Source organism: Nonlabens sp. Ci31, assembly GCF_012974865.1.
Taxonomy (GTDB): domain Bacteria; phylum Bacteroidota; class Bacteroidia; order Flavobacteriales; family Flavobacteriaceae; genus Nonlabens.
In genome coordinates, this window is the sequence record NZ_CP043633.1 from 1,234,861 (window position 1) to 1,253,959 (window position 19,099).

The 19,099-nt window shown below is 35.9% G+C and carries 17 protein-coding genes; 13 read left to right on the plus strand and 4 right to left on the minus strand.

The features are described 5' to 3' along the window. Nucleotides 1-2: 2 nt before the first annotated feature. Together fabF and F0365_RS05555 are read right to left on the minus strand one after the other, a co-directional pair. Nucleotides 3-1,250 (minus strand): beta-ketoacyl-ACP synthase II, encoded by a 1,248-nt coding sequence (gene fabF / locus F0365_RS05550; protein WP_169932788.1) that lies wholly within the window; start codon nucleotides 1,248-1,250, stop codon nucleotides 3-5. A 10-nt stretch (nucleotides 1,251-1,260) separates the two neighbouring features. Then, nucleotides 1,261-1,497 (minus strand): acyl carrier protein, encoded by a 237-nt coding sequence (locus F0365_RS05555; protein WP_015361896.1) that lies wholly within the window; start codon nucleotides 1,495-1,497, stop codon nucleotides 1,261-1,263. Nucleotides 1,498-1,651: 154 nt separating this feature from the next. On the opposite strand from F0365_RS05555, the gene F0365_RS05560 reads away from it, so the two are divergent. From F0365_RS05560 to F0365_RS05580, 5 genes are all read left to right on the plus strand, one after another. Further along, nucleotides 1,652-2,215: a phosphoribosylglycinamide formyltransferase gene (locus tag F0365_RS05560; RefSeq protein ID WP_169932789.1), complete on the plus strand. Its 564-nt coding sequence runs from the start codon at nucleotides 1,652-1,654 to the stop codon at nucleotides 2,213-2,215. After that, nucleotides 2,215-2,850 (plus strand): viroplasmin family protein, encoded by a 636-nt coding sequence (locus F0365_RS05565; protein WP_169932790.1) that lies wholly within the window; start codon nucleotides 2,215-2,217, stop codon nucleotides 2,848-2,850. Before F0365_RS05560 ends, F0365_RS05565 begins: the two co-directional genes overlap by 1 nt. Nucleotides 2,851-3,145: 295 nt before the next feature. Beyond that, entirely contained in the window at nucleotides 3,146-3,781 is a 636-nt protein-coding gene (locus F0365_RS05570) for a hypothetical protein (protein WP_169932791.1), read from the plus strand. 78 nt (nucleotides 3,782-3,859) lie between these two features. Beyond that, entirely contained in the window at nucleotides 3,860-4,087 is a 228-nt protein-coding gene (locus F0365_RS05575; RefSeq protein ID WP_169932792.1) for a hypothetical protein, read from the plus strand. 59 nt (nucleotides 4,088-4,146) lie between these two features. Then, nucleotides 4,147-4,740, plus strand: a complete 594-nt coding sequence (locus tag F0365_RS05580; protein ID WP_169932793.1) for a hypothetical protein — start codon at nucleotides 4,147-4,149, stop codon at nucleotides 4,738-4,740. 55 nt (nucleotides 4,741-4,795) lie between these two features. On the opposite strand, the gene F0365_RS05585 is transcribed toward F0365_RS05580, so the two are convergent. Beyond that, nucleotides 4,796-5,689 carry an IS1595 family transposase gene (locus tag F0365_RS05585; protein WP_169932794.1) on the minus strand — a complete coding sequence of 298 codons (894 nt, stop codon included), beginning with the start codon at nucleotides 5,687-5,689 and terminating at the stop codon, nucleotides 4,796-4,798. 276 nt (nucleotides 5,690-5,965) lie between these two features. On the opposite strand from F0365_RS05585, the gene F0365_RS05590 reads away from it, so the two are divergent. From F0365_RS05590 to murI, 8 genes are all read left to right on the plus strand, one after another. Then, the gene (locus F0365_RS05590) at nucleotides 5,966-6,604 is read left to right on the plus strand and encodes a DUF5025 domain-containing protein (RefSeq protein ID WP_169932795.1); all 639 of its coding nucleotides are present in this window, start codon (nucleotides 5,966-5,968) and stop codon (nucleotides 6,602-6,604) included. Nucleotides 6,605-6,679: 75 nt separating this feature from the next. Next, complete coding sequence (locus F0365_RS05595; RefSeq protein WP_169932796.1) at nucleotides 6,680-10,105, plus strand: T9SS type A sorting domain-containing protein; 3,426 nt, start codon at nucleotides 6,680-6,682, stop codon at nucleotides 10,103-10,105. 241 nt (nucleotides 10,106-10,346) lie between these two features. Continuing rightward, nucleotides 10,347-10,577: a ferrous iron transport protein A gene (locus F0365_RS05600; protein WP_169932797.1), complete on the plus strand. Its 231-nt coding sequence runs from the start codon at nucleotides 10,347-10,349 to the stop codon at nucleotides 10,575-10,577. Then, nucleotides 10,570-12,690 carry a ferrous iron transport protein B gene (gene feoB / locus F0365_RS05605; protein WP_169932798.1) on the plus strand — a complete coding sequence of 707 codons (2,121 nt, stop codon included), beginning with the start codon at nucleotides 10,570-10,572 and terminating at the stop codon, nucleotides 12,688-12,690. The genes F0365_RS05600 and feoB overlap by 8 nt, the downstream gene beginning before the upstream one ends. Before the next feature lie 406 nt (nucleotides 12,691-13,096). Then, complete coding sequence (locus tag F0365_RS05615; protein WP_169932800.1) at nucleotides 13,097-13,759, plus strand: succinate dehydrogenase cytochrome b subunit; 663 nt, start codon at nucleotides 13,097-13,099, stop codon at nucleotides 13,757-13,759. 7 nt (nucleotides 13,760-13,766) lie between these two features. Next, on the plus strand, nucleotides 13,767-15,677 hold the full coding sequence (locus F0365_RS05620; protein WP_169932801.1) for a fumarate reductase/succinate dehydrogenase flavoprotein subunit: 1,911 nt from the start codon (nucleotides 13,767-13,769) through the stop codon (nucleotides 15,675-15,677). Nucleotides 15,678-15,963: 286 nt separating this feature from the next. Continuing rightward, the gene (locus F0365_RS05625; protein WP_169932802.1) at nucleotides 15,964-16,707 is read left to right on the plus strand and encodes a succinate dehydrogenase/fumarate reductase iron-sulfur subunit; all 744 of its coding nucleotides are present in this window, start codon (nucleotides 15,964-15,966) and stop codon (nucleotides 16,705-16,707) included. A 470-nt stretch (nucleotides 16,708-17,177) separates the two neighbouring features. Beyond that, on the plus strand, nucleotides 17,178-17,963 hold the full coding sequence (murI, locus tag F0365_RS05630; RefSeq protein ID WP_169932803.1) for a glutamate racemase: 786 nt from the start codon (nucleotides 17,178-17,180) through the stop codon (nucleotides 17,961-17,963). A 337-nt stretch (nucleotides 17,964-18,300) separates the two neighbouring features. On the opposite strand, the gene F0365_RS05635 is transcribed toward murI, so the two are convergent. Then, nucleotides 18,301-19,035: a LytR/AlgR family response regulator transcription factor gene (locus F0365_RS05635; RefSeq protein ID WP_169932804.1), complete on the minus strand. Its 735-nt coding sequence runs from the start codon at nucleotides 19,033-19,035 to the stop codon at nucleotides 18,301-18,303. Nucleotides 19,036-19,099 lie beyond the last annotated feature (64 nt).

Consider the following 19,099-nt stretch of genomic DNA (forward strand, 5'->3'; position numbering starts at 1 on the left):
GATTAGATCTTTCTGAAAGCAAGGCAACAGTTATGTCCACCAAATCCGAAAGTGTTACTCAAGGCAACGTTTACCTCTCTTATTTCAGGTTGGTTCAATACAAGTCTTAAGGAAGGATCAATATTTTCATCTATGGTGGTGTGGTTGATCGTAGGAGGAATAATTCCTTCTCGTATAGCCATTACACTAGCGATAGATTCTATGGCACCAGCAGCACCTAATAAGTGACCAGTCATTGACTTTGTAGAATTTATACTAATTTTAGAAGCATGTTCACCAAAAACGGCTTTAATAGCCTTTAACTCTGCAACATCACCTAGCGGTGTAGAAGTTCCATGAGTATTGATGTGATCTACATCTTCAGGATTGATTCCTGCATTTTGTAATGTGTTTTTCATTACTGCTATTACTCCACGTCCCTCAGGGTCTGGAGCTGTAATGTGATACGCGTCGCTAGAAAAACCACCACCTATAACCTCAGCATAGATTTTTGCTCCACGAGCTTTTGCATATTCATAATCTTCTAGTACCAAAGCTCCAGCGCCTTCCCCTAGAACAAAACCATCTCTGGTGGCATCAAATGGACGGCTTGCTGTTTGTGGGCTATCGTTGCGAGTAGAAAGAGCATGCATGGCATTAAAACCGCCCATCCCTGCTTGAGCAATGGCAGCTTCAGAACCACCGGTTACTATTACATCACAATGTCCTAATTTAATATAATTAACTGCGTCTAGCATGGCATTTGCGCTAGAAGCACAAGCAGATACCGTAGTGTAATTGGGACCCATAAAACCATATTTAATAGAAATATGAGCTGGGGCAATATCTGCAATCATTTTTGGTATAAAGAAAGGATTAAAACGAGGGACACCGTTACCAGTGGCAAACGCTTTAACTTCTTCCTGAAAAGTTTCTAGACCACCTATTCCAGCACCCCAGATAACACCGACTCTATATTTATCTATAGAGTCGGTATCTAATCCAGAGTCGGCTATAGCTTCATCTCCTGCTACCAGTGCATACTGGGCAAATCGATCCATGCGTCTAGCCTCCTTGCGGTCTATGAAATCAGTCACATTGAAGTTCTTGATTTCACAAGCGAATTTTGTCTTGAAATGTTCTGTATCAAAATAAGTGATAGGAGCACAACCGCTCTTACCAGTTTTTAATGCCTCCCAATATTCCTGTAGGTTATTCCCTATAGGAGTAAGGGCACCCATTCCTGTAATGACAACTCGCTTTAATTCCATGTAATATAAATTACGCTTTTGCTTCTTCGATGTATGAAACAGCTTGACCTACAGTAGCGATGTTTTCAGCTTGGTCGTCTGGGATCTGGATATCAAATTCTTTCTCAAATTCCATGATCAACTCAACTGTATCGAGTGAATCTGCGCCTAAGTCGTTTGTGAAGCTTGCTTCTGTTACAACTTCGTTTTCGTCAACACCTAATTTGTCTACGATAATCGCTTTTACTCTTGATGCAATGTCTGACATAATAATCTAATTTTAATTTTAAATGAATTGCAAAAATAACAAACTTTGGGTTAAAACCATCTTTTAGCTAATTGAGTTAACTTGCAATTTCATTTATTTTTATAATAATAATGAATTCACCTCTGGCTTTACAACTAGCCAACCCTATAAATATATGAAAAAAATAGTAATTCTAGCGAGTGGTAATGGTACTAATGCTCAGGCGATTATTGACCATTTTGCAAGTTCTAAACTGGTTACAGTTTCTTTGATTTTGTCTAATAAACCCCAAGCTTATGTGTTAGAAAGAGGCACAAAAGCCGGTATTTCTGTGATGAGTTTTAACAGATTTGCTTTCGCGAAAGCGGAACACGTACAACGCCTTTTAAATCAGGAACAGCCTGATTTGATTGTTCTTGCTGGGTTTCTATGGAAAATTCCATCATTTTTAATTCAAGATCATCCAAATAAAATTATTAACATTCATCCAGCTTTATTACCTAATTATGGTGGTAAAGGCATGTACGGCATGAATGTGCACCGCGCAATTATTGAAAATAAAGAGACAGAAAGCGGCATTAGCATACATTATGTAACTGAAAATTATGATGAAGGCGCTATTATTAAGCAAGCGACTTGTTCTATAGCTAAGACCGATACTGCTGAAGACCTCGCAGCAAAAATTCACCTATTGGAACAAGAGTATTTTGCAACAACCATTGAAGAATTATTGAGTTAATGGCTAAAAAAAAGAAATTTTATGTAGTTTGGATTGGCAGCAAACCTGGTATTTATAAAACTTGGGCAGAATGCCAAGTCCAAACAAAAGGGTATCCAAAAGCTAAATATAAAGGTTTTCCAACGTATCAAATTGCTGAAAAAGCGTTTCTAGATGGACCTTTGGAGCATTGGGGAAAAGATAAATTTTATTCAACTTTATCAGAAGAGCAGTTAAAGTTAATTGGAAAACCAATACAGGATTCTATGACTGTTGATGCAGGTTGTCAAGGTGTTCCTGGTCCTATGGATTATCAAGGTGTCGATTATTTTACCGGACAAGTAGTTTTTCGTAAAGGACCATTTCCGAACTCTACAAATAATGTAGGAGAATATTTAGCGTTAGTTCATGCCTTGGCATTAATGAAAAAAAAAAATGATAAACGTCCTATTTATTCTGATAGTAAAATCGCAATATCATGGGTAAAAAACAAACAACATAGAACTAACCTTAAAAGATCAAAATTGAATAAAGAATCATTTGAACTTTTAGAAAGAGCTGATAGATGGCTTGAACAGAACACTTATGTAAATAAAATACTTAAATGGGAAACAAAGGCTTGGGGAGAAATTCCAGCCGACTTTGGAAGAAAATAAGTATTAAAATGCCATCAATAATCTTTTCGCAATGAAAGAGGTAATGGAATGGTTGCGATGGAACGTTTATATTATTTTAATCATAAGACTTACACATGAAAGTGTAATAGTTTTATTTTCTATTTTATAATTACTCAATTTTACGTAAGCAAGAACAAACATTTGAACTCCTTTGAAATTAAGGTTAAGTAATTTATTATTTGTGACGAGTTGTTTTCTTACAAATAAATATTTATTTTTAAGATCAAATAATTGCTACTTCCCTTCCCTGAGCAATTATTCCAAATACATTTTTATGAAAAATCTCTTTAAAGATTCGTCAAACCGCATTTATTGTGGTTTCGTTTTAATCCTATCGCTATGTTCATTAATCGCCTGCGACAGCGACGACGCACCATCGCAAGAAAGTTTATTACCACCCATTACCATGACAGGAGAAAATACCTTTGGGTGTTTAATCGATGGTAAGTTCTTTAGACCTAGGGACGGCAACAATTCTATAGGTGGAGACAGCAAAGGTTTGAGAATTATTACAACAGAAACCACTAATGTTGAGTATAAGATAGAGGATTTTGCGAGTAGTAGGTCAGCTAGTTTACTTATTCATATTGAAAATTTTCAAAACGATTCAGCAAGCAATTATGAGTTTCAAGAGTCTAATGGGTTGCGTGGTATTGATGGTTTAAATAATAATTATGCTCATTGTAGAATATGGAAAAATGAAGAAGTAGGTTATCAAAGGTATGTTACTTTTCCAAATTCAGGAATGATAAATATAACTAACAGAATAATACAAGGACAGGCAGATTATCATCATGCAACTTTTGATTTAAAAATGATAAATACATCAATCCAAAACGATACAATTACAATAAGACTTGGAAGATTTGACTTAGAATCTTTTACACTGGATTGGAAAGATTGGGACTAAACTATGTTAACTAAAACCAAAAAATACTTTAAAATGAAAATAAGAAAATATATTATATATGTGTGGATTTCAATATCTATGTGTATCATTACTGCTCAGAATCAAGTACAAAATCTTGACGATGCCTTAATAAATATTAATCAATCTAGTGTAGATAGCGGTATCATTTATGAGCGTACCATGCAACTAGCTAATCTTTATAACTTCAATAGAGAAGAAGGTTTTAATATTGCTTATTACAAATATTTTAGACAAGCGTTACTAGAAATATACAATACGAGTAATTATCACGTTATCAGCAGTTAATTCATTATATTTAAATAGTTTAAAAATTACGCTTTCGCGAAAACCTAAAAATTTGAATCATGAAAACCATTTACCTACTTCTCATAATTTTGCTAGCCACAGCTTGCGACAGCGATGACGCACCATCGCAAGAATCTCTCTTACCACCTATTACCATGACAGGAGAAAATACCTTTGGGTGTTTGATTGATGGTAAGTTTTTTAAGCCTAGGGATGGTGGAAGTACGATAAGTACTGGGAATAAAGGAATGAGAGTATTGAGAACTGAAGAAAAGAACCTTGAAATTTCTGTATTTGATTTTAAAAGTGAGAAAAGAACTAGTTTATATATTCATCTAGAAGACGTTTATTTAAATGGGCAAGGATATTATCCATTATTCCAAGCAACAGGATTAAGAGGCTTAGATGGTCCGAATCATAATTATATCTATTGTATTTTATGGAAGAACAATAATTATGAAGTTTTCTATTCCTATGAAAACTCAGGAAACTTTTTAATTAGTAAAATTGATACTATGTTGACAAATAAAAGAATATTTGCTGGAGAGTTTGATGTGGTTTTAAATAATATAGATAGAACAGATTCCATTCAGTTAAGCTTAGGGCGTTTTGATATTGAAACACAGTCATTGTCATCTACATCATTCGAGTAGAAGAAAACAACACAAAAAGTTATACACCTATGAAAAAAATTATAGAGGTCAGTAGCTAGTTACCTATTAATTTGTTTTGATAGATAATTTCTGAATTTACCATTCTAGTAACCAAATTATTAAATATTGTTGCTTTAGTCTGTGATCTATTTATTCTAAAGCAAAACTCGTTAAAGTATCTATTTAAATTGTGTTCGCTCACCCATGAAAATGTTGTTCTAATCCAAGATTTTACCTGATGAATCATTGTATGCAATGCTTTAAAATTTAATCCTCCATTACTCTTTATCTGAGTGATGTCGTAAGCCTTTGAAATAGGTCGATATCCTCGCCACTCATCTGTAACAACCTTTGCATCACCACTGATATGATTAACAAAAACATACTGTAGAGACTGCGCCGAGAAGTCTTCAATTTTCATGGCGTACATCCTTTTTACTTTTCCATCTTCTGTGAGTTGTACGGCAGTGATAGCCTTCTTTTTCTTTCCTGAATAACTCCTACCAGTCTTGCCTGGATCTTTACCACCTATAACAAATTCATCTACGTGAACTTCGCCATCCATAGGATTATTACCACTTGGAGACATAGCTTCACGAACCTTCATCATAAAAAGCCTGGCGGTCTTTTCAGTTACACCATAGCGCACACCCATATAACTAGCTGAAAGGCTTTTGGTTGTAGTAGCCATTTCAAAACAAATGAAAAAAGCCTTTCTCACACCGAACTTAACCTTATGAAAAAGCGTATTTGCAGTAGCAGATTCAGTATGAGCGCAAATATTACATTGTCGACCAAAATTCTTTACAGACTGATATCTGGAATGATTACATTTCAGACATTTATAAGCGGTCTTTGACTTAATTAATGATAGGTATTCTTTACAATCCGCATCGGTTTTGAAGCGATCAGAGAACTCTAGAAGATTTTGACCCTTGAAAATGTCCATAAAATAGTGTCTTTGTTGACCTACAAGATAAGCAATTAACTACTGACCTCTATTATTTTAATCATAAGACCTATACATGAAAGTGTATTAGTTTTATTTTCTATTTTATAATTACATAATTTTACGTCACCAAGAACAAAGATTTGAACTCCTTTGAAATTAAGGTTAAGTAATTTATTATTTGTGACGAGTTGTTTTCTTACAAATAAATATATATCTTTAAAATTAAATAATTGCTACTTCCCTTCCCTGAGCAATTATTCCAAATACATTTTTATGAAAAATCTCTTTAAAGATTCGTCAAACCACATTTATTGCGGTTTCGTTTTAATCCTATCGCTATGTTTATTAATTGCCTGCGACAGCGATGACGCACCATCGCAAGAATCTCTCTTACCACCTATTACCATGACAGGAGAAAATACCTTTGGGTGTTTGATTGATGGGAAATTCTTTAGACCTAGGGATGGTAACACCTCAATTAATGCAGCAAATAGAGGTTTGAGGATTTTGCGATCTGAAACCAATAATATAGAGTTTGAAATCCATGATTTCAAGACTAATGTTGCTAGAACCTTCATAATTCATGTTGAGGATTTACTACTATCTGGTGAAGGTATTTATGAAGTAAACACATCGAATGGTTTACGAAGTTTAGATGGTAACAATAATTCTTACATTCATTGTATAACCAAAAGTCCTCTTACTGATGAGCAGGCGTTTTACACATCTTACGACAATTCTGGAAACATTTTTATTGAGGAACTGCTTTTAGATTCATTAAACGGTAATATCATCTCTGGAACCTTTAATGCTAAGTTGACTAATATTCTAAATCCACAAGACACTGTTTTAATTAACAAAGGACGATTTGATATTAACTCAATAACAATATTACAAACCGCTTTTAACTAAAAGGCTGCTCATAATAATGACTGCTCTTAAACGCTTAACAACCAACGAAACTTTATCACTTAACATATTAAATCTATGAAAAAAATAATTCTTATTGTAGGATTAGTACTATCATTATGCAATGGTGTTGCTCAAAATCAAGGAAACTCTCTTGACGATGCTCTAAATAATATTAATCAATCTGCGGTAAGCAGTGGGATTATTTATGAGCGTACGATGCAACTTGCTAACCTTTATAACTTCAATAGAGAACAAGGTTTTAATATCGCTGATTATAAATATTTCAGACAAGCGTTATTAGAAATGCATAATGCAAGTAACAAAAATTTATTTCTTAATCTTGATCAGCTAGATTCTCAATTAGAACAAGAAGCTCAAAATTTAGTTCCTATAGGCATTTTAAATACAGACTTTCAATTATTAAATTATAATATAGATAATGAGCAGGCTGGTGGTTTGCTTTATGATAGTGAAGAAAATGAGTTCGCACAAATAAGTGGAAAACTTCCTTTTTATACCTTACATACAACAGTTATTGCACCGCTTAAAAAAGCAGTGGAAGGAAACTATGTTACCTATAAGCTCAACATCAATTATTTGTTTCAAAATCAGCAACAAAAGATCAAGACTTTATCCGCAGATTTTGGTGATGGTGTTAACCGAACGTTAATTACTAATCAACAACTTATTTCTCAAAATATTTCAGTTCCTTATGCTACTAGTGGTGTTAAAACTGCTACTTATCAAGTTATTTATGAAGATAACACTACACTAACTACACATTCTACCATCTACTTTAAGAAAACACAAGGTTTACAAAAGAGTATAGGATTGCTTTGTGCTGGTACGGTTGGTTTAGGATCTACTAAAAATGATACCTTACAAGCCGATATATCTTTTCAAGGTTATAATAATGATCCGTCTGATCCTAATCGAGATCCAACTATTAAAGCCAAAATACAATACCGCACTTATTTTGCAGATAATAACTCTACTGGAATAGTGAATAATCCTATCATCCTATTAGATGGTTTTGATCCAGGAGATAAACGTAAAATAGAAGATTGTGATTGTGAAAATGATGCAGATTGTTTAAGTGATAATTTAAATAATGATGGTAGTTTTAATGGTGGTGAATATAGGAGTATAGTTGATTTACAAAATTATACAGATAATTTAGGATTTACTCAAAATGTATTAAACTCTTTAAGAGAACAAGGCTTTGATGTCATTATTGTTAACCATCCTACTTATAAGACAGATGATTTAAACACTTCACAAGTTATAATTGATGAAGTAGAAATAGATGGTGGGGCTTATTATATAGAGAGCAATGCCTTTGCACTGGTAAAATTATTACAACTTACTAAACAAGAGCTAGCTAGCAACGGCAGTACAGCACAAATAAAACTTATAGGGCCTAGTATGGGCGGTCAGATTGCAAAATATGCTCTCGCCTATATGGAGAAGCAAGAAGAGTTAACTGGTGCAGCAGTATGGGATCATAATGTATCACATTATGTGAGCTTTGATAGTCCGCATCTAGGAGCAAATATACCTCTAGGAGATCAAGCGCTGCTTTATTTATTAAGTGGCGAGTCTGCTGCGGCCAATGATTTTTATTACAACGAATTAGGTAGTCCAGCATCCAAGCAACAATTAATAGAATTTCATCAACCTAAAATGATAAATGTTTTAGGCATGCAAGTTCCTAGTAATTCTGAAGTTCAACAATCACTTCTAAATGCCAGAACAGTTTCACAAGGATTTTCACAAGATCGTGGTAATGAATTTTTCAAAATACACTATAACAACCAATTCAACAATGGGGTTTCAGGCTCCAATGGTTTCCCAATAAAGACCGTTAATCTTGCCGTAGTAAATGGTTCTTTGACAGGAAGTACCTTAACAGATTATGTAGAAGATGAGCGATCTTATCATTTTGCGCCAGATGGTGAACGTGTATTTAGTGCCACCGCTCATGCACGAGTTAAAATAGATTTACCTATAGGTAATATAGTATTTAGAGTTCAAGTGGGAAGTTTTGATTCCCATTTTATGCCGTCTATGGGAAGCTCTAAAAAGAAAATCGCTAGATTTAATTCACTGCGTAGCTCAGAAAAAATAACTAAAGCACCTAATTTTAATAATCGAGGGAATATGGATAACGTTCCAGGAGGTTATTTTGATGTTCAAGGTCAGATTCAAAGTTCTGTTGAAGATGGACCTCCGCCATTTGATACAGTTAACCATATTCCCCTTATACCTTCTGTTCGAGGTTTTCTTTACTCACAATTTCATTTGTTCGGAGCAAATGTAAGTGGAGAATACCGATTTAGTAAAAACAACAATCCTATCAATTCTTTTATCCCAACATACTCAGCAATAGCGCATTTAAATCCTGATCAAGATTGGGGCAATCCTTTAGATTTTGACCTTACTTGTGAGTCAAATATTCTTACTCCATTTGACAGTTACTTTGGCGAGAGTTTAAATACAGAGCATGTCAGTTTTAATCAAAAAAGTATAGATTGGTTGCTAGGTAATTTTGCCTTGGATGTTGGAGATGTTTTAGATCCAGTTTTCCCTATCAATACCACTAGCTTTTCCAGTCCAGAAACTATGTGTGTAGGTGACATTGTTACCATAGGGTTTGAAGATGAGTGTAAAGTGGCAAGTGCTCCTACCTATATAGTGCATAGTGATAATTTAAGAATAGTTTCTCAAAATGGATATTCTGCACAGGTAGAAGCACTGTCAAATGGTGTAGGCTACATACAAGTAAACATCAACAATAGTGTTGGTCCTTCACAAGGCTTCAGTCGTCAAATACATGTAGGTACTCCTAATTTAGACAATGCCTTTGTTACTGAAATTGATTCGGGCACATTTTTATCTCTTTATCCACCTAGTAATTTCTGTGATTTAGTAGCATTGAGAATAGATGGGATAGAGCGATTTGATCTTGTAGATGAAATTGAAATGCAAAAATTACCTATATCTATAGCTTACTGGGATGGTGATCAAAGAACAGGAACAGATAATACTTTAGGCATATACCCTAATTGTAATGAACTATTTAGATTTCAAGTTAGAGCTAGAAATGCTTGTGGGTGGTCAGAATGGGTAGAATTTGTAAAAGATATAGATGGCTGTGCTAACGATTGCTCTACCACAAGTTCAAGCAATATCGTAAGTAACAATTTCATTATTTCTCCCGTTCCTGCGAGTACCATAATAGCTATAGACATGGTACAAAATCCAGAATGGACTTTTTATACTAAAGCATGTAGTGATGGACTTACAGATATAGGAGGAACCTCCCATTGTACTTATTTTGTGAGTATTCAATTGTATGACTTTAGTGGTAATCAAGTTATAAATATTTCTCATCATGAGTTAGGTACTTCATTTGATATTTCACATCTAACCACAGGTACTTATGTTATGCATGTTACTCATGGTAATCAAACTGAAACACATCAAGTACCCATCAATTAATAGTCTAATTTCTTAAGTAAAAGCCTCTATTTAACGTAGAGGCTTTTATTCTTAATGCCAACTAAGATTACCTAATTAATACCGCTTTTGTACTTAAACAAGTTAAGTATGAACTTCTATTTTCAATAAAGAAAATAGAAAGCGTGATAAAAACGACCTTCATACATCTTTAACAACATAAATTTTACCAAACCATCATCTTGCATTACTTTTGCTTATTCAAATTAATTCTAAATAAGGCTTGATAACTACCGTAGCAGATTTAAAGAGAGGAGAAACCGCAATCATCAAGGAATTTGATGAGATAGATGTACCATTAAAATTACTTGAAATGGGTTGTTTACCTGGTAATCGAGTAACCATGATGCAGTCAGCACCATTCAAAGATCCTATTTATCTCGATATTAATGGAACTCATCTTGCCATTAGAAGAGAAACAGCAGTCACAATTAGGGTAGAACTCGATGGGTAAATCAATCAATGTATCACTAATAGGTAATCCTAATACAGGAAAAACCTCTCTATTCAATAGACTTACCGGTCTCAACCAGCAGGTAGGGAACTATCCTGGAATTACCGTAGAGAAAAAAGAAGGTATTTGTAAACTTGACCGAGGTCTTAAAGCGCATATCTTAGACCTACCTGGAACCTATAGCCTGAATACGACATCATTAGATGAAAGTATTGTGGTAGAGACTTTACTCAACAGGAACTCCAAGGATTTTCCAGATGTTGCTGTTGTCGTTTCTGACATAGAAAACTTAAAGAGAAACCTGCTGGTATTTACCCAGATTAAAGATCTAGAAATCCCTACCATTTTGGTCATTAATATGGCCGACCGTATGGAGCGCAAAGCGATCTCTCTAGACATCGACTTGATGCAGCAAGAGCTCAATACTACTGTAGTTTTAGTAAGTGCACGCAAGAACCAAGGGATTCAAGAGCTTAAAGATGCCATAGCCAACTATAAACAGCTTACTTCTGAGCCATGTGTTAACGCATCGGTAATCGATACCGAATATTTTGATAATCTCAAAAAAACCTATCCTAATCAATCCGTTTATAAATTATGGCTGGTCATCACTCAAGATGTGAATTTTGGTAAACTGGATCGTAATCGTGATATAGAAGATTTAAAAAAGCACAAGTTTGATATAAAATCTGAAGCTGATTTGAAAAAAATGCAGCACAAAGAAACAGTGGTGCGCTATCAGTTTATCAACGGCTTGCTTAAAAAAGTACTTACTGTTGATACCGCAAATGCAAAAGATATCAGGACACGACTCGACCGAGTCTTACTGCATAAGGTTTGGGGTTATTTAATCTTTTTTGTGATCCTATTGGTCATTTTTCAAGCGATTTATGATTGGAGTACGTACCCTATGGACTGGATCGATGGAGCTTTTGCTAGCATGAGCTCTTGGGCAAACAATACTTTTCCGGCAGGACCCTTAACAGACTTATTAGCCGAAGGAATCATACCTGGCTTAGGAGGTATTGTTATTTTTATCCCACAAATTGCTTTTCTATTTCTCTTCATCGCTATTCTTGAAGAAAGCGGTTATATGAGTCGTGTGGTATTCCTTATGGACCATATAATGAAACGGTTTGGTTTAAGTGGTAAGAGTGTGGTACCCTTAGTTTCTGGAACAGCCTGTGCGATTCCAGCCGTAATGGCCACTAGAAATATAGAAGACTGGAAAGAACGGTTGATTACCATATTAGTAGTTCCGTTTACAACTTGTTCAGCCCGATTGCCTGTTTATTTGATTATTATTTCTTTAGTAATTCCAGATGAGCGCATTTTAGGAGGTGCTTTTAATATGCAGGGACTTACATTGATGTTGCTGTATTTGTTAGGTTTTGTAGCTGCGATATTTTCTGCTTGGGTACTTAATATCATACTACCCATAAATCGCAAATCATTTTTTGTCATGGAAATGCCTTCTTATAAATTGCCTTTATTTAAAAACGTGGCGATTACGGTTATTGAAAAAACCAAAAGCTTTGTAGTAGGAGCCGGTAAGATCATTATGGCTATTTCTGTAGTTTTATGGATACTGGCCAGTTATGGGGTAGGAGAAGAGTTCAATAATGCTGAGGCGATTGTCAATGAACAATATGCAAACCAGAACTTGACAGTGGAAGAAATGGATCAAAAGGTTGCTTCTCACGAGTTGGAATACAGCTTTATAGGTTACATAGGTAAAGGGATTGAGCCCGCCGTAAGACCTTTGGGTTACGATTGGAAAATAGGTATTGCGATCGTAAGTTCTTTTGCAGCAAGAGAAGTTTTTGTAGGAACGCTGGCAACCATTTACAGTGTAGAAAGCGACGGTGAGGAAGAACAAACCATTAAGAAGCGCATGGCCGCAGAGACCAACCCTATTCTAGGTGGTCCCTTATTTAATTTTGCCAGTGGTATTTCTTTATTACTATTCTATGCATTTGCTATGCAATGTATGAGTACACTAGCCATTGTAAAACGAGAAACCAATAGCTGGAAATGGCCTGCAATTCAATTTTTCTTCATGACTGCTGCGGCATATTTTGCTGCATTGGGCGCATACCAAATATTGAAATAATGCACATCGCACAAACCATAATCGTAATTCTCCTCGCTATTGCAGCAGTGCTTTGGCTATTCAGAAAATCATTGTTTCCTAAAAAATTCAAATCCTCTGATTGTGGCGATGGAGATTGCGGCTGTCATTAAAAATGGGTGGCATTAGATTGGATACCTATCGATTACCCTAAAATTTAGAACGAGCTTGTCGAGATGCAAGTGCGCAATAAAACCCTGCTTTTTCTTTTTGAGTAAATTCAAAGACAAACTGTTATAATTGTTTATTTTTGATATGATAGGAAAGCATTCCTGCAGTATTCTAGCTTCCTAAAGGCTAGTCTTGCGCGAGTAGGAGCATCATTCTGTTGTAATAACCAATTATTAGACCTCTCTTAAATAATAATTGGTATTAAATAATAGTATCAATGAATGTACTCTTCTATAGAAAAACCATTATTGCAGCTACTGGATTATTTTTATGTATTTTTTTAATCGTCCATCTCTCGGCAAATGCGATCCTAATTTTTCCTGAAGAGGTCGCTCGAGGATGGTACAACTCCTATTCCACAACTTTAAGAGAAAGCCCCTTAATTAAGATAGTAGCTTATTTACTATACCTTTCTATTGTTCTTCATGCTTTGTATGCCTTATTAATTACTATAAGAAATAGAAAAGCAAAACCACAGAAATATGTGATGGATCAAAGTTCAGAAAATAGCACTTGGGCCTCTAAAAACATGGGAATTCTAGGGACACTTATTTTGATTTTTATCATTATACATTTGGCTAATTTCTGGGCACGTATCAAATTAGGCATAGGTGAATCAGTAGGCTTTGATGCAGCGGGTAATAAGGATGTTTATGAAGTGACTTATTCCTTGTTTCACAACATCTATTTTGTGTTATTTTACGTGATATGTGCCATACCACTAGCTTTTCACTTGTACCACGGTTTTAAAAGCAGCTTTAAAACCTTAGGTTTCTACCATAAAAAAGGTACTGCAATTATTGCAAAAACATCTTTAGTATACGCTATCATTATGGGGGTTGGTTTTGGTCTTATTCCAATTATTGTTTACTTTAAATAACTAGAAAATGAAATTGGACCCAAAAATACCTAAAGGAAAACTAGAAGATAAATGGAGTAATTATCAAATCACTTCTAAACTCATCAACCCAACAAACAAGAAAAAACTGAATGTCATTGTCGTTGGTTCTGGACTGTCTGGAGCTGGTGCAGCAGCTACTCTTGCAGAATTGGGTTATGACGTTAAATGCTTTTGCTATCAAGATTCGGCCAGACGAGCACATTCTGTTGCCGCTCAAGGAGGAATCAATGCTTCAAAGAATTATCAGCACGATGGAGATAGCGTGTACCGCATGTTTTATGACACTCTTAAAGGAGGCGATTTTAGATCTAGAGAAGCAAATACTTATAGACTCGCTGAGCTTTCGGCTCCATTGATTGATCACTATGTGCAACAAGGGGTTCCTTTTGCTCGAGAATATGGAGGCACTTTAGTAAACAGAAGTTTTGGAGGTGTACAAGTACAACGCACCTTTTATGCAAGAGGGCAAACTGGCCAACAGTTACTCCTGGCGGCTTACTCGCAATTGTATAAAATGATACGAGCTAAAAAAGTAGAAATGTTTCCCCGTAGTGAGATGTTGGATCTGGTGGTTATTGATGGTAAAGCAAAAGGTATTATCATACGGGATTTAGTTACTGGAGACTTAAAACGCTATGCGGCAGATGCTGTGGTACTAGCTACTGGTGGTTATTCTCGTGTTTTTAGACTGTCTACGCTGGCGATAGGATGTAATGGAAGTGCTCTGTGGAAAGCGCATAAAAAAGGCGCTTATTTTGGGGCACCTAGTTTTACACAGATACATCCTACTGCTTTACCGCAGTCCAGTGAAGCGCAATCTAAACTTACCTTAATGTCAGAGTCTCTGAGAAATGATGGGCGTATTTGGGTTCCCAAAGTTAAAGGAAATACGACTGAAGCAAATGCTATTCCTGAGGAAGAACGCGACTATTATCTAGAGCGTCGTTATCCAAGTTTTGGAAATTTAGCTCCACGAGATATCGCCTCGAGAGCCGCTAAAGAGCGCCTTGATGCTGGTTATGGCGTAGGACGTTTAAAGAATGCCGTCTACCTTGATTTTAAACACGCCATTGAGAAATTTGGGTTGGAGACCATCAAAGATCGCTACGGGAATCTCTTTAAGATGTATAAAAAAATTACCGGTATCGATGCGTATACAACACCCATGCTCATCTCGCCAGCAGCCCACTTTTCCATGGGTGGGCTTTGGGTAGATTATGAATTAATGACTACCATTCCAGGTTTGTATGCCATAGGGGAATGTAATTATTCTGATCATGGAGCTAACCGTTTGGGAGCAAATTCATTGCTTCAAGCAAGTGTGGACGGCTATTTTATACTGCCCAATACCATTAATAATTACCTGGCAGGAGAGATGAAAAATGAGCAGCCTACTGTAAACGATCCCGCTTTCGCGAAAGCGGAACAACAAACTCAAGAATATATAGATCAAATACTAGCCATTCAAGGAAGTAAAACGGTGGATCATTTTCATAGAGAACTAGGTAAAGTCATGTGGCGAGAATGTGCTATGAGTAGAAATCAAGACGGACTCCTAAAAGCCATTGCTCAAATTAAAAGCATTAGAAAGGAATTTTGGAGCGATGTCAAAGTTACGGGTCACGATAAAGAAATGAATACAGAGCTAGAGAAAGCCTTGCGCCTTGCTGATTTTATAGAATTGGGTATATTAATGTGTACCGATGCGTTGCAACGAGAAGAATCTTGTGGAGCACATTTTAGAGAAGAATATCAAACAGAAGAAGGTGAAGCAGTGCGTGTAGATGAAGATTATAGTTACGTTTCTGCTTGGGAATATGATCATGGCGACTTTAAATTACATAAAGAGCCACTAGAATTTGAATTTGTAACACCTTCTGTGAGAAGCTATAAGTAGTATATCGGTTATTAGTTTACAGTTAATAGTTGTTTGTGGATCGTAATAAGTTTATAGCTTAAGATAAAAGCTGCTGTTTGTTATATTTCGCTTTCTGTTTTCTTTTTGAATATAGTAGTTTACGCGGAGGAAGCTCAAGGCGAAAACGGAATAAAAATAAATAAAAGATTTTGTAGAATTGCGAGAGGTTTATTAGGGGAACTTATCAATTACATAAAACAATTTAATAGTTTCAGGTTTATTAAATTGGAGATACAGATAACTGATAACAAATAACTAAGTAGTTATGAAAGTAACATTTAAAATATGGAGGCAGGAAGGGCCTCAAGATAAAGGAGGCATAAGAGACTATGAAGTGGATGGCCTCACGGAGGATATGTCTTTTTTGGAAGCTTTAGATCACCTTAATGAATTGCTAGTCCTCCGAGATGAAAAGGTGATTGCGTTTGAATACGATTGTCGAGAAGGTATTTGTGGACAATGCGGGGTGTTTATAAATGGACGTGCTCACGGGCCTCATGATCATATAACCACTTGCCAATTGCACATGCGGAGTTTTAAAGACGGTGACAGTATTGTAGTAGAACCCTGGCGAGCAGCTTCATTTCCAGTCATCAAAGACTTGATTGTTGATCGCTCCGCTTTGGACAGAATTATAGGACAAGGGGCATTTATCAGTTCCAAAACAGGAACAGCTCCAGAGGCAAATGCGATCCTTATCCCTAAAGAAGTGTCAGACAGGGCCATGGATGCCGCGGCTTGTATAGGTTGTGGTGCTTGTGTAGCCACTTGTAAAAACTCGTCTGCTGCATTGTTTACATCAGCAAAAATCAACCATCTCAACAGTTTGCCACAAGGTAAGGCTGAAGAACATCAACGCGTCGAGCAAATGACCTATCAAATGGAAATAGAAGGCTTTGGGAGTTGCACATTTACAGGTGCTTGTGAGGTGGAATGTCCAGAAGGTATTTCCATATTAAATATTGCCGAAATGAATGCAAGACTGATTAAATCCAATGTAATAGGCTGATTTTATTCTAACTTTCTATATGTAGTAGTCCGTTTATAAAATTAACATGGGTAAGGATACCTTGAGAATGTCCATTATTTCTTAGAAATTCATGCCTAATTTGATTCAGTACTCCAATTGAAATAAAGTAATTTCTAGGGGCATTATAGAGTTAAAATGCTGTGGCTGCAGTATGATATAGTCTTGTTTGGAATTCAAACTAGCAATTATAGTGTATTCTAAGACTTATTTTATACTAAATCCCTTACCAAAGACGCTGCATTGAGTGCTAGTCGAAATGAAAGGACTTTGAATTTACTTCCGTTTGGTAAGCGCTAGGGATAGTTTTAAACCTAAAGTCAGATGATCAACCGGCTAATAAACTACAACCAATGGTATTCATCCAGTAGGTTACATCCTTAAGCATACATCTTTATACCTTTGTACTTATTACCTCATACGTCAAAGTATTTTCTCCTATTTTTACATCTATGAATAGCAATCCAATAGGTTTTTTTGACTCTGGTGTAGGAGGAACAAGTGTATGGAAGGCAGTAATTGAATTATTACCTCACGAAAACACCATCTACTTAGCCGACTCAAAACATGCGCCTTACGGTCGTAAGTCTAAGCAGGAGATTATTAGGCTCTGTATTAAAAATACCGAATTTTTATTAAGTCAAAACTGCAAAATGATCGCAGTTCCTTGTAATACAGCCACTACCAATGCTATTTCTTATTTACGCGCTCATTACGATGTGCCTTTTATAGGAATTGAGCCGGCTATAAAAACTGCGGCACTTAAAAGTGATACTAAAAAAATAGGAATTCTCGCTACTAAAGGAACCCTGTCGAGCAAGCTTTTTAATGATACCCAAAAAGAATTTGCTCACAGTGTCAATACTATTGAAATAGTAGGAACTGGAATTGTTGAGCTTATAGAAGCAGGCAAAAAAGACAGTGAAGAGATGCGAGATCTTTTGGTACGTATTACTGAGCCGTTCATGATCTCTGGAATCGATTATTTGGTTTTGGGCTGCAGCCATTATCCTTACGTAAAAGAAATGCTTCAAGAACTTCTTCCTATGCGAGTGCGCATTATCGATTCTGGAGCCGCAGTGGCAAGACAGACGTTGAATATTTTAAAGTTAGAAAGCTTATTGAATCCAACGGATAAAGCCGGAAATCACTTGCTATATTCTAATTTACAAACAGAAACGCTAGATGATTTAACTAGAGAAGTAGCAAATAGAGAGGTGTCGTTATTGGATTTTTAAAGCTATTCCTATAAAGTTTTTAGAAACCAACATGTCAAGCATTTGTCTTGGTGTGTTTGATGGTAAGCGATACAACTAGTACTTATTACAATTTCCAGCCTTTAGACTAGATTTAGACGTGGCAAACACCCTTTGTCTATAGGCAATGTGCATGCCTCTGATGGCTAAGCCGAGTTCGTGGATGCAAGTAGGGAAAACCTATACTATCTAGCTTTAGTCAATAGAACATAGATTACGGGTGCCTGCCGTTTTCCCTTAGAGGCGATGCACTGATCAAGTCGAAGTGGAAGATAAGAATTGGGTGTATGCGATGTTGTTTTAAATCAACATATCAAGTCTAACTAAAATACCCAAACAAACCCAGTTTTTTACTCGGGCTTACAGGAAGTTCTACCGTTCCCAGCATCACACTACCGCCTTTACCTTTTTTATAAGCGGTGACATGAGAAACATTGATGAGGTGTGATTTATGAATACGAGCAAAACCTTTATCAGACAGCATGTCGTCAAAGTGTTTTAAGGTTTTAGAAACCAGTTTTTTGTCGTTTTCAAGATAGATATGTGTGTAATTATCGTCTGCACTGCAATAGATGATGTCTTTAATAGGGAGTACTTCAAAGCCTTCTTGGGTAGGAATGGTGATTTTATCAGTGAGCTGTGAGCTGTTTTGTTCTTTGATACTCAGATCAACATTCACCTCGTTTTCACGTTCTTTGATTGCCCTTACTATTTCTGTTGCTTTGATCAGTTCATCTATATCTATAGGCTTGGTCAGGTAATAAGCCGCCTGCTGATTGAGCGCATCTTTTGCATATTGATCGTAAGCCGTGACAAAAACAGTTTCAAAAGTACGGTTGGGTAACTTATCCAGTAAATCAAACGCAGTTCCATAAGGCATTTCTACATCTAGAAAAACCAAATCTATGTCTGTTTTTTGAAGCAATTCAAAAGCCTCTTCTACATTAGTGGCTTCATGCAGGACTTCTACTTGCGGACAATACTTAGTGATATAGTTCTTCAAGATGTCTCTTGAAATTTGCTCGTCTTCTACTATTATGGAAGTTAGTTTCATTTCTTTCTGTTTTTTAAAATCATCTTGTCATCCTGAAAAATTTGCCTTCAAAAAGCTATTGATT

Coding starts and splice junctions, on each gene's coding strand:
- F0365_RS05580 (WP_169932793.1), top strand. CDS start 4,147: ATGAAAACCATTTACCTACTTCTCATAATTTTGCTAGCCACAGCTTGC.
- F0365_RS05570 (WP_169932791.1), top strand. CDS start 3,146: ATGAAAAATCTCTTTAAAGATTCGTCAAACCGCATTTATTGTGGTTTC.
- F0365_RS05575 (WP_169932792.1), top strand. CDS start 3,860: ATGTGTATCATTACTGCTCAGAATCAAGTACAAAATCTTGACGATGCC.
- F0365_RS05560 (WP_169932789.1), top strand. CDS start 1,652: ATGAAAAAAATAGTAATTCTAGCGAGTGGTAATGGTACTAATGCTCAG.
- F0365_RS05555 (WP_015361896.1), bottom strand. CDS start 1,497: ATGTCAGACATTGCATCAAGAGTAAAAGCGATTATCGTAGACAAATTA.
- F0365_RS05585 (WP_169932794.1), bottom strand. CDS start 5,689: ATGGACATTTTCAAGGGTCAAAATCTTCTAGAGTTCTCTGATCGCTTC.
- fabF (WP_169932788.1), bottom strand. CDS start 1,250: ATGGAATTAAAGCGAGTTGTCATTACAGGAATGGGTGCCCTTACTCCT.
- murI (WP_169932803.1), top strand. CDS start 17,178: ATGAATAGCAATCCAATAGGTTTTTTTGACTCTGGTGTAGGAGGAACA.
- F0365_RS05565 (WP_169932790.1), top strand. CDS start 2,215: ATGGCTAAAAAAAAGAAATTTTATGTAGTTTGGATTGGCAGCAAACCT.
- F0365_RS05590 (WP_169932795.1), top strand. CDS start 5,966: ATGAAAAATCTCTTTAAAGATTCGTCAAACCACATTTATTGCGGTTTC.
- F0365_RS05595 (WP_169932796.1), top strand. CDS start 6,680: ATGAAAAAAATAATTCTTATTGTAGGATTAGTACTATCATTATGCAAT.
- F0365_RS05620 (WP_169932801.1), top strand. CDS start 13,767: ATGAAATTGGACCCAAAAATACCTAAAGGAAAACTAGAAGATAAATGG.
- F0365_RS05615 (WP_169932800.1), top strand. CDS start 13,097: ATGAATGTACTCTTCTATAGAAAAACCATTATTGCAGCTACTGGATTA.
- feoB (WP_169932798.1), top strand. CDS start 10,570: ATGGGTAAATCAATCAATGTATCACTAATAGGTAATCCTAATACAGGA.
- F0365_RS05635 (WP_169932804.1), bottom strand. CDS start 19,035: ATGAAACTAACTTCCATAATAGTAGAAGACGAGCAAATTTCAAGAGAC.
- F0365_RS05625 (WP_169932802.1), top strand. CDS start 15,964: ATGAAAGTAACATTTAAAATATGGAGGCAGGAAGGGCCTCAAGATAAA.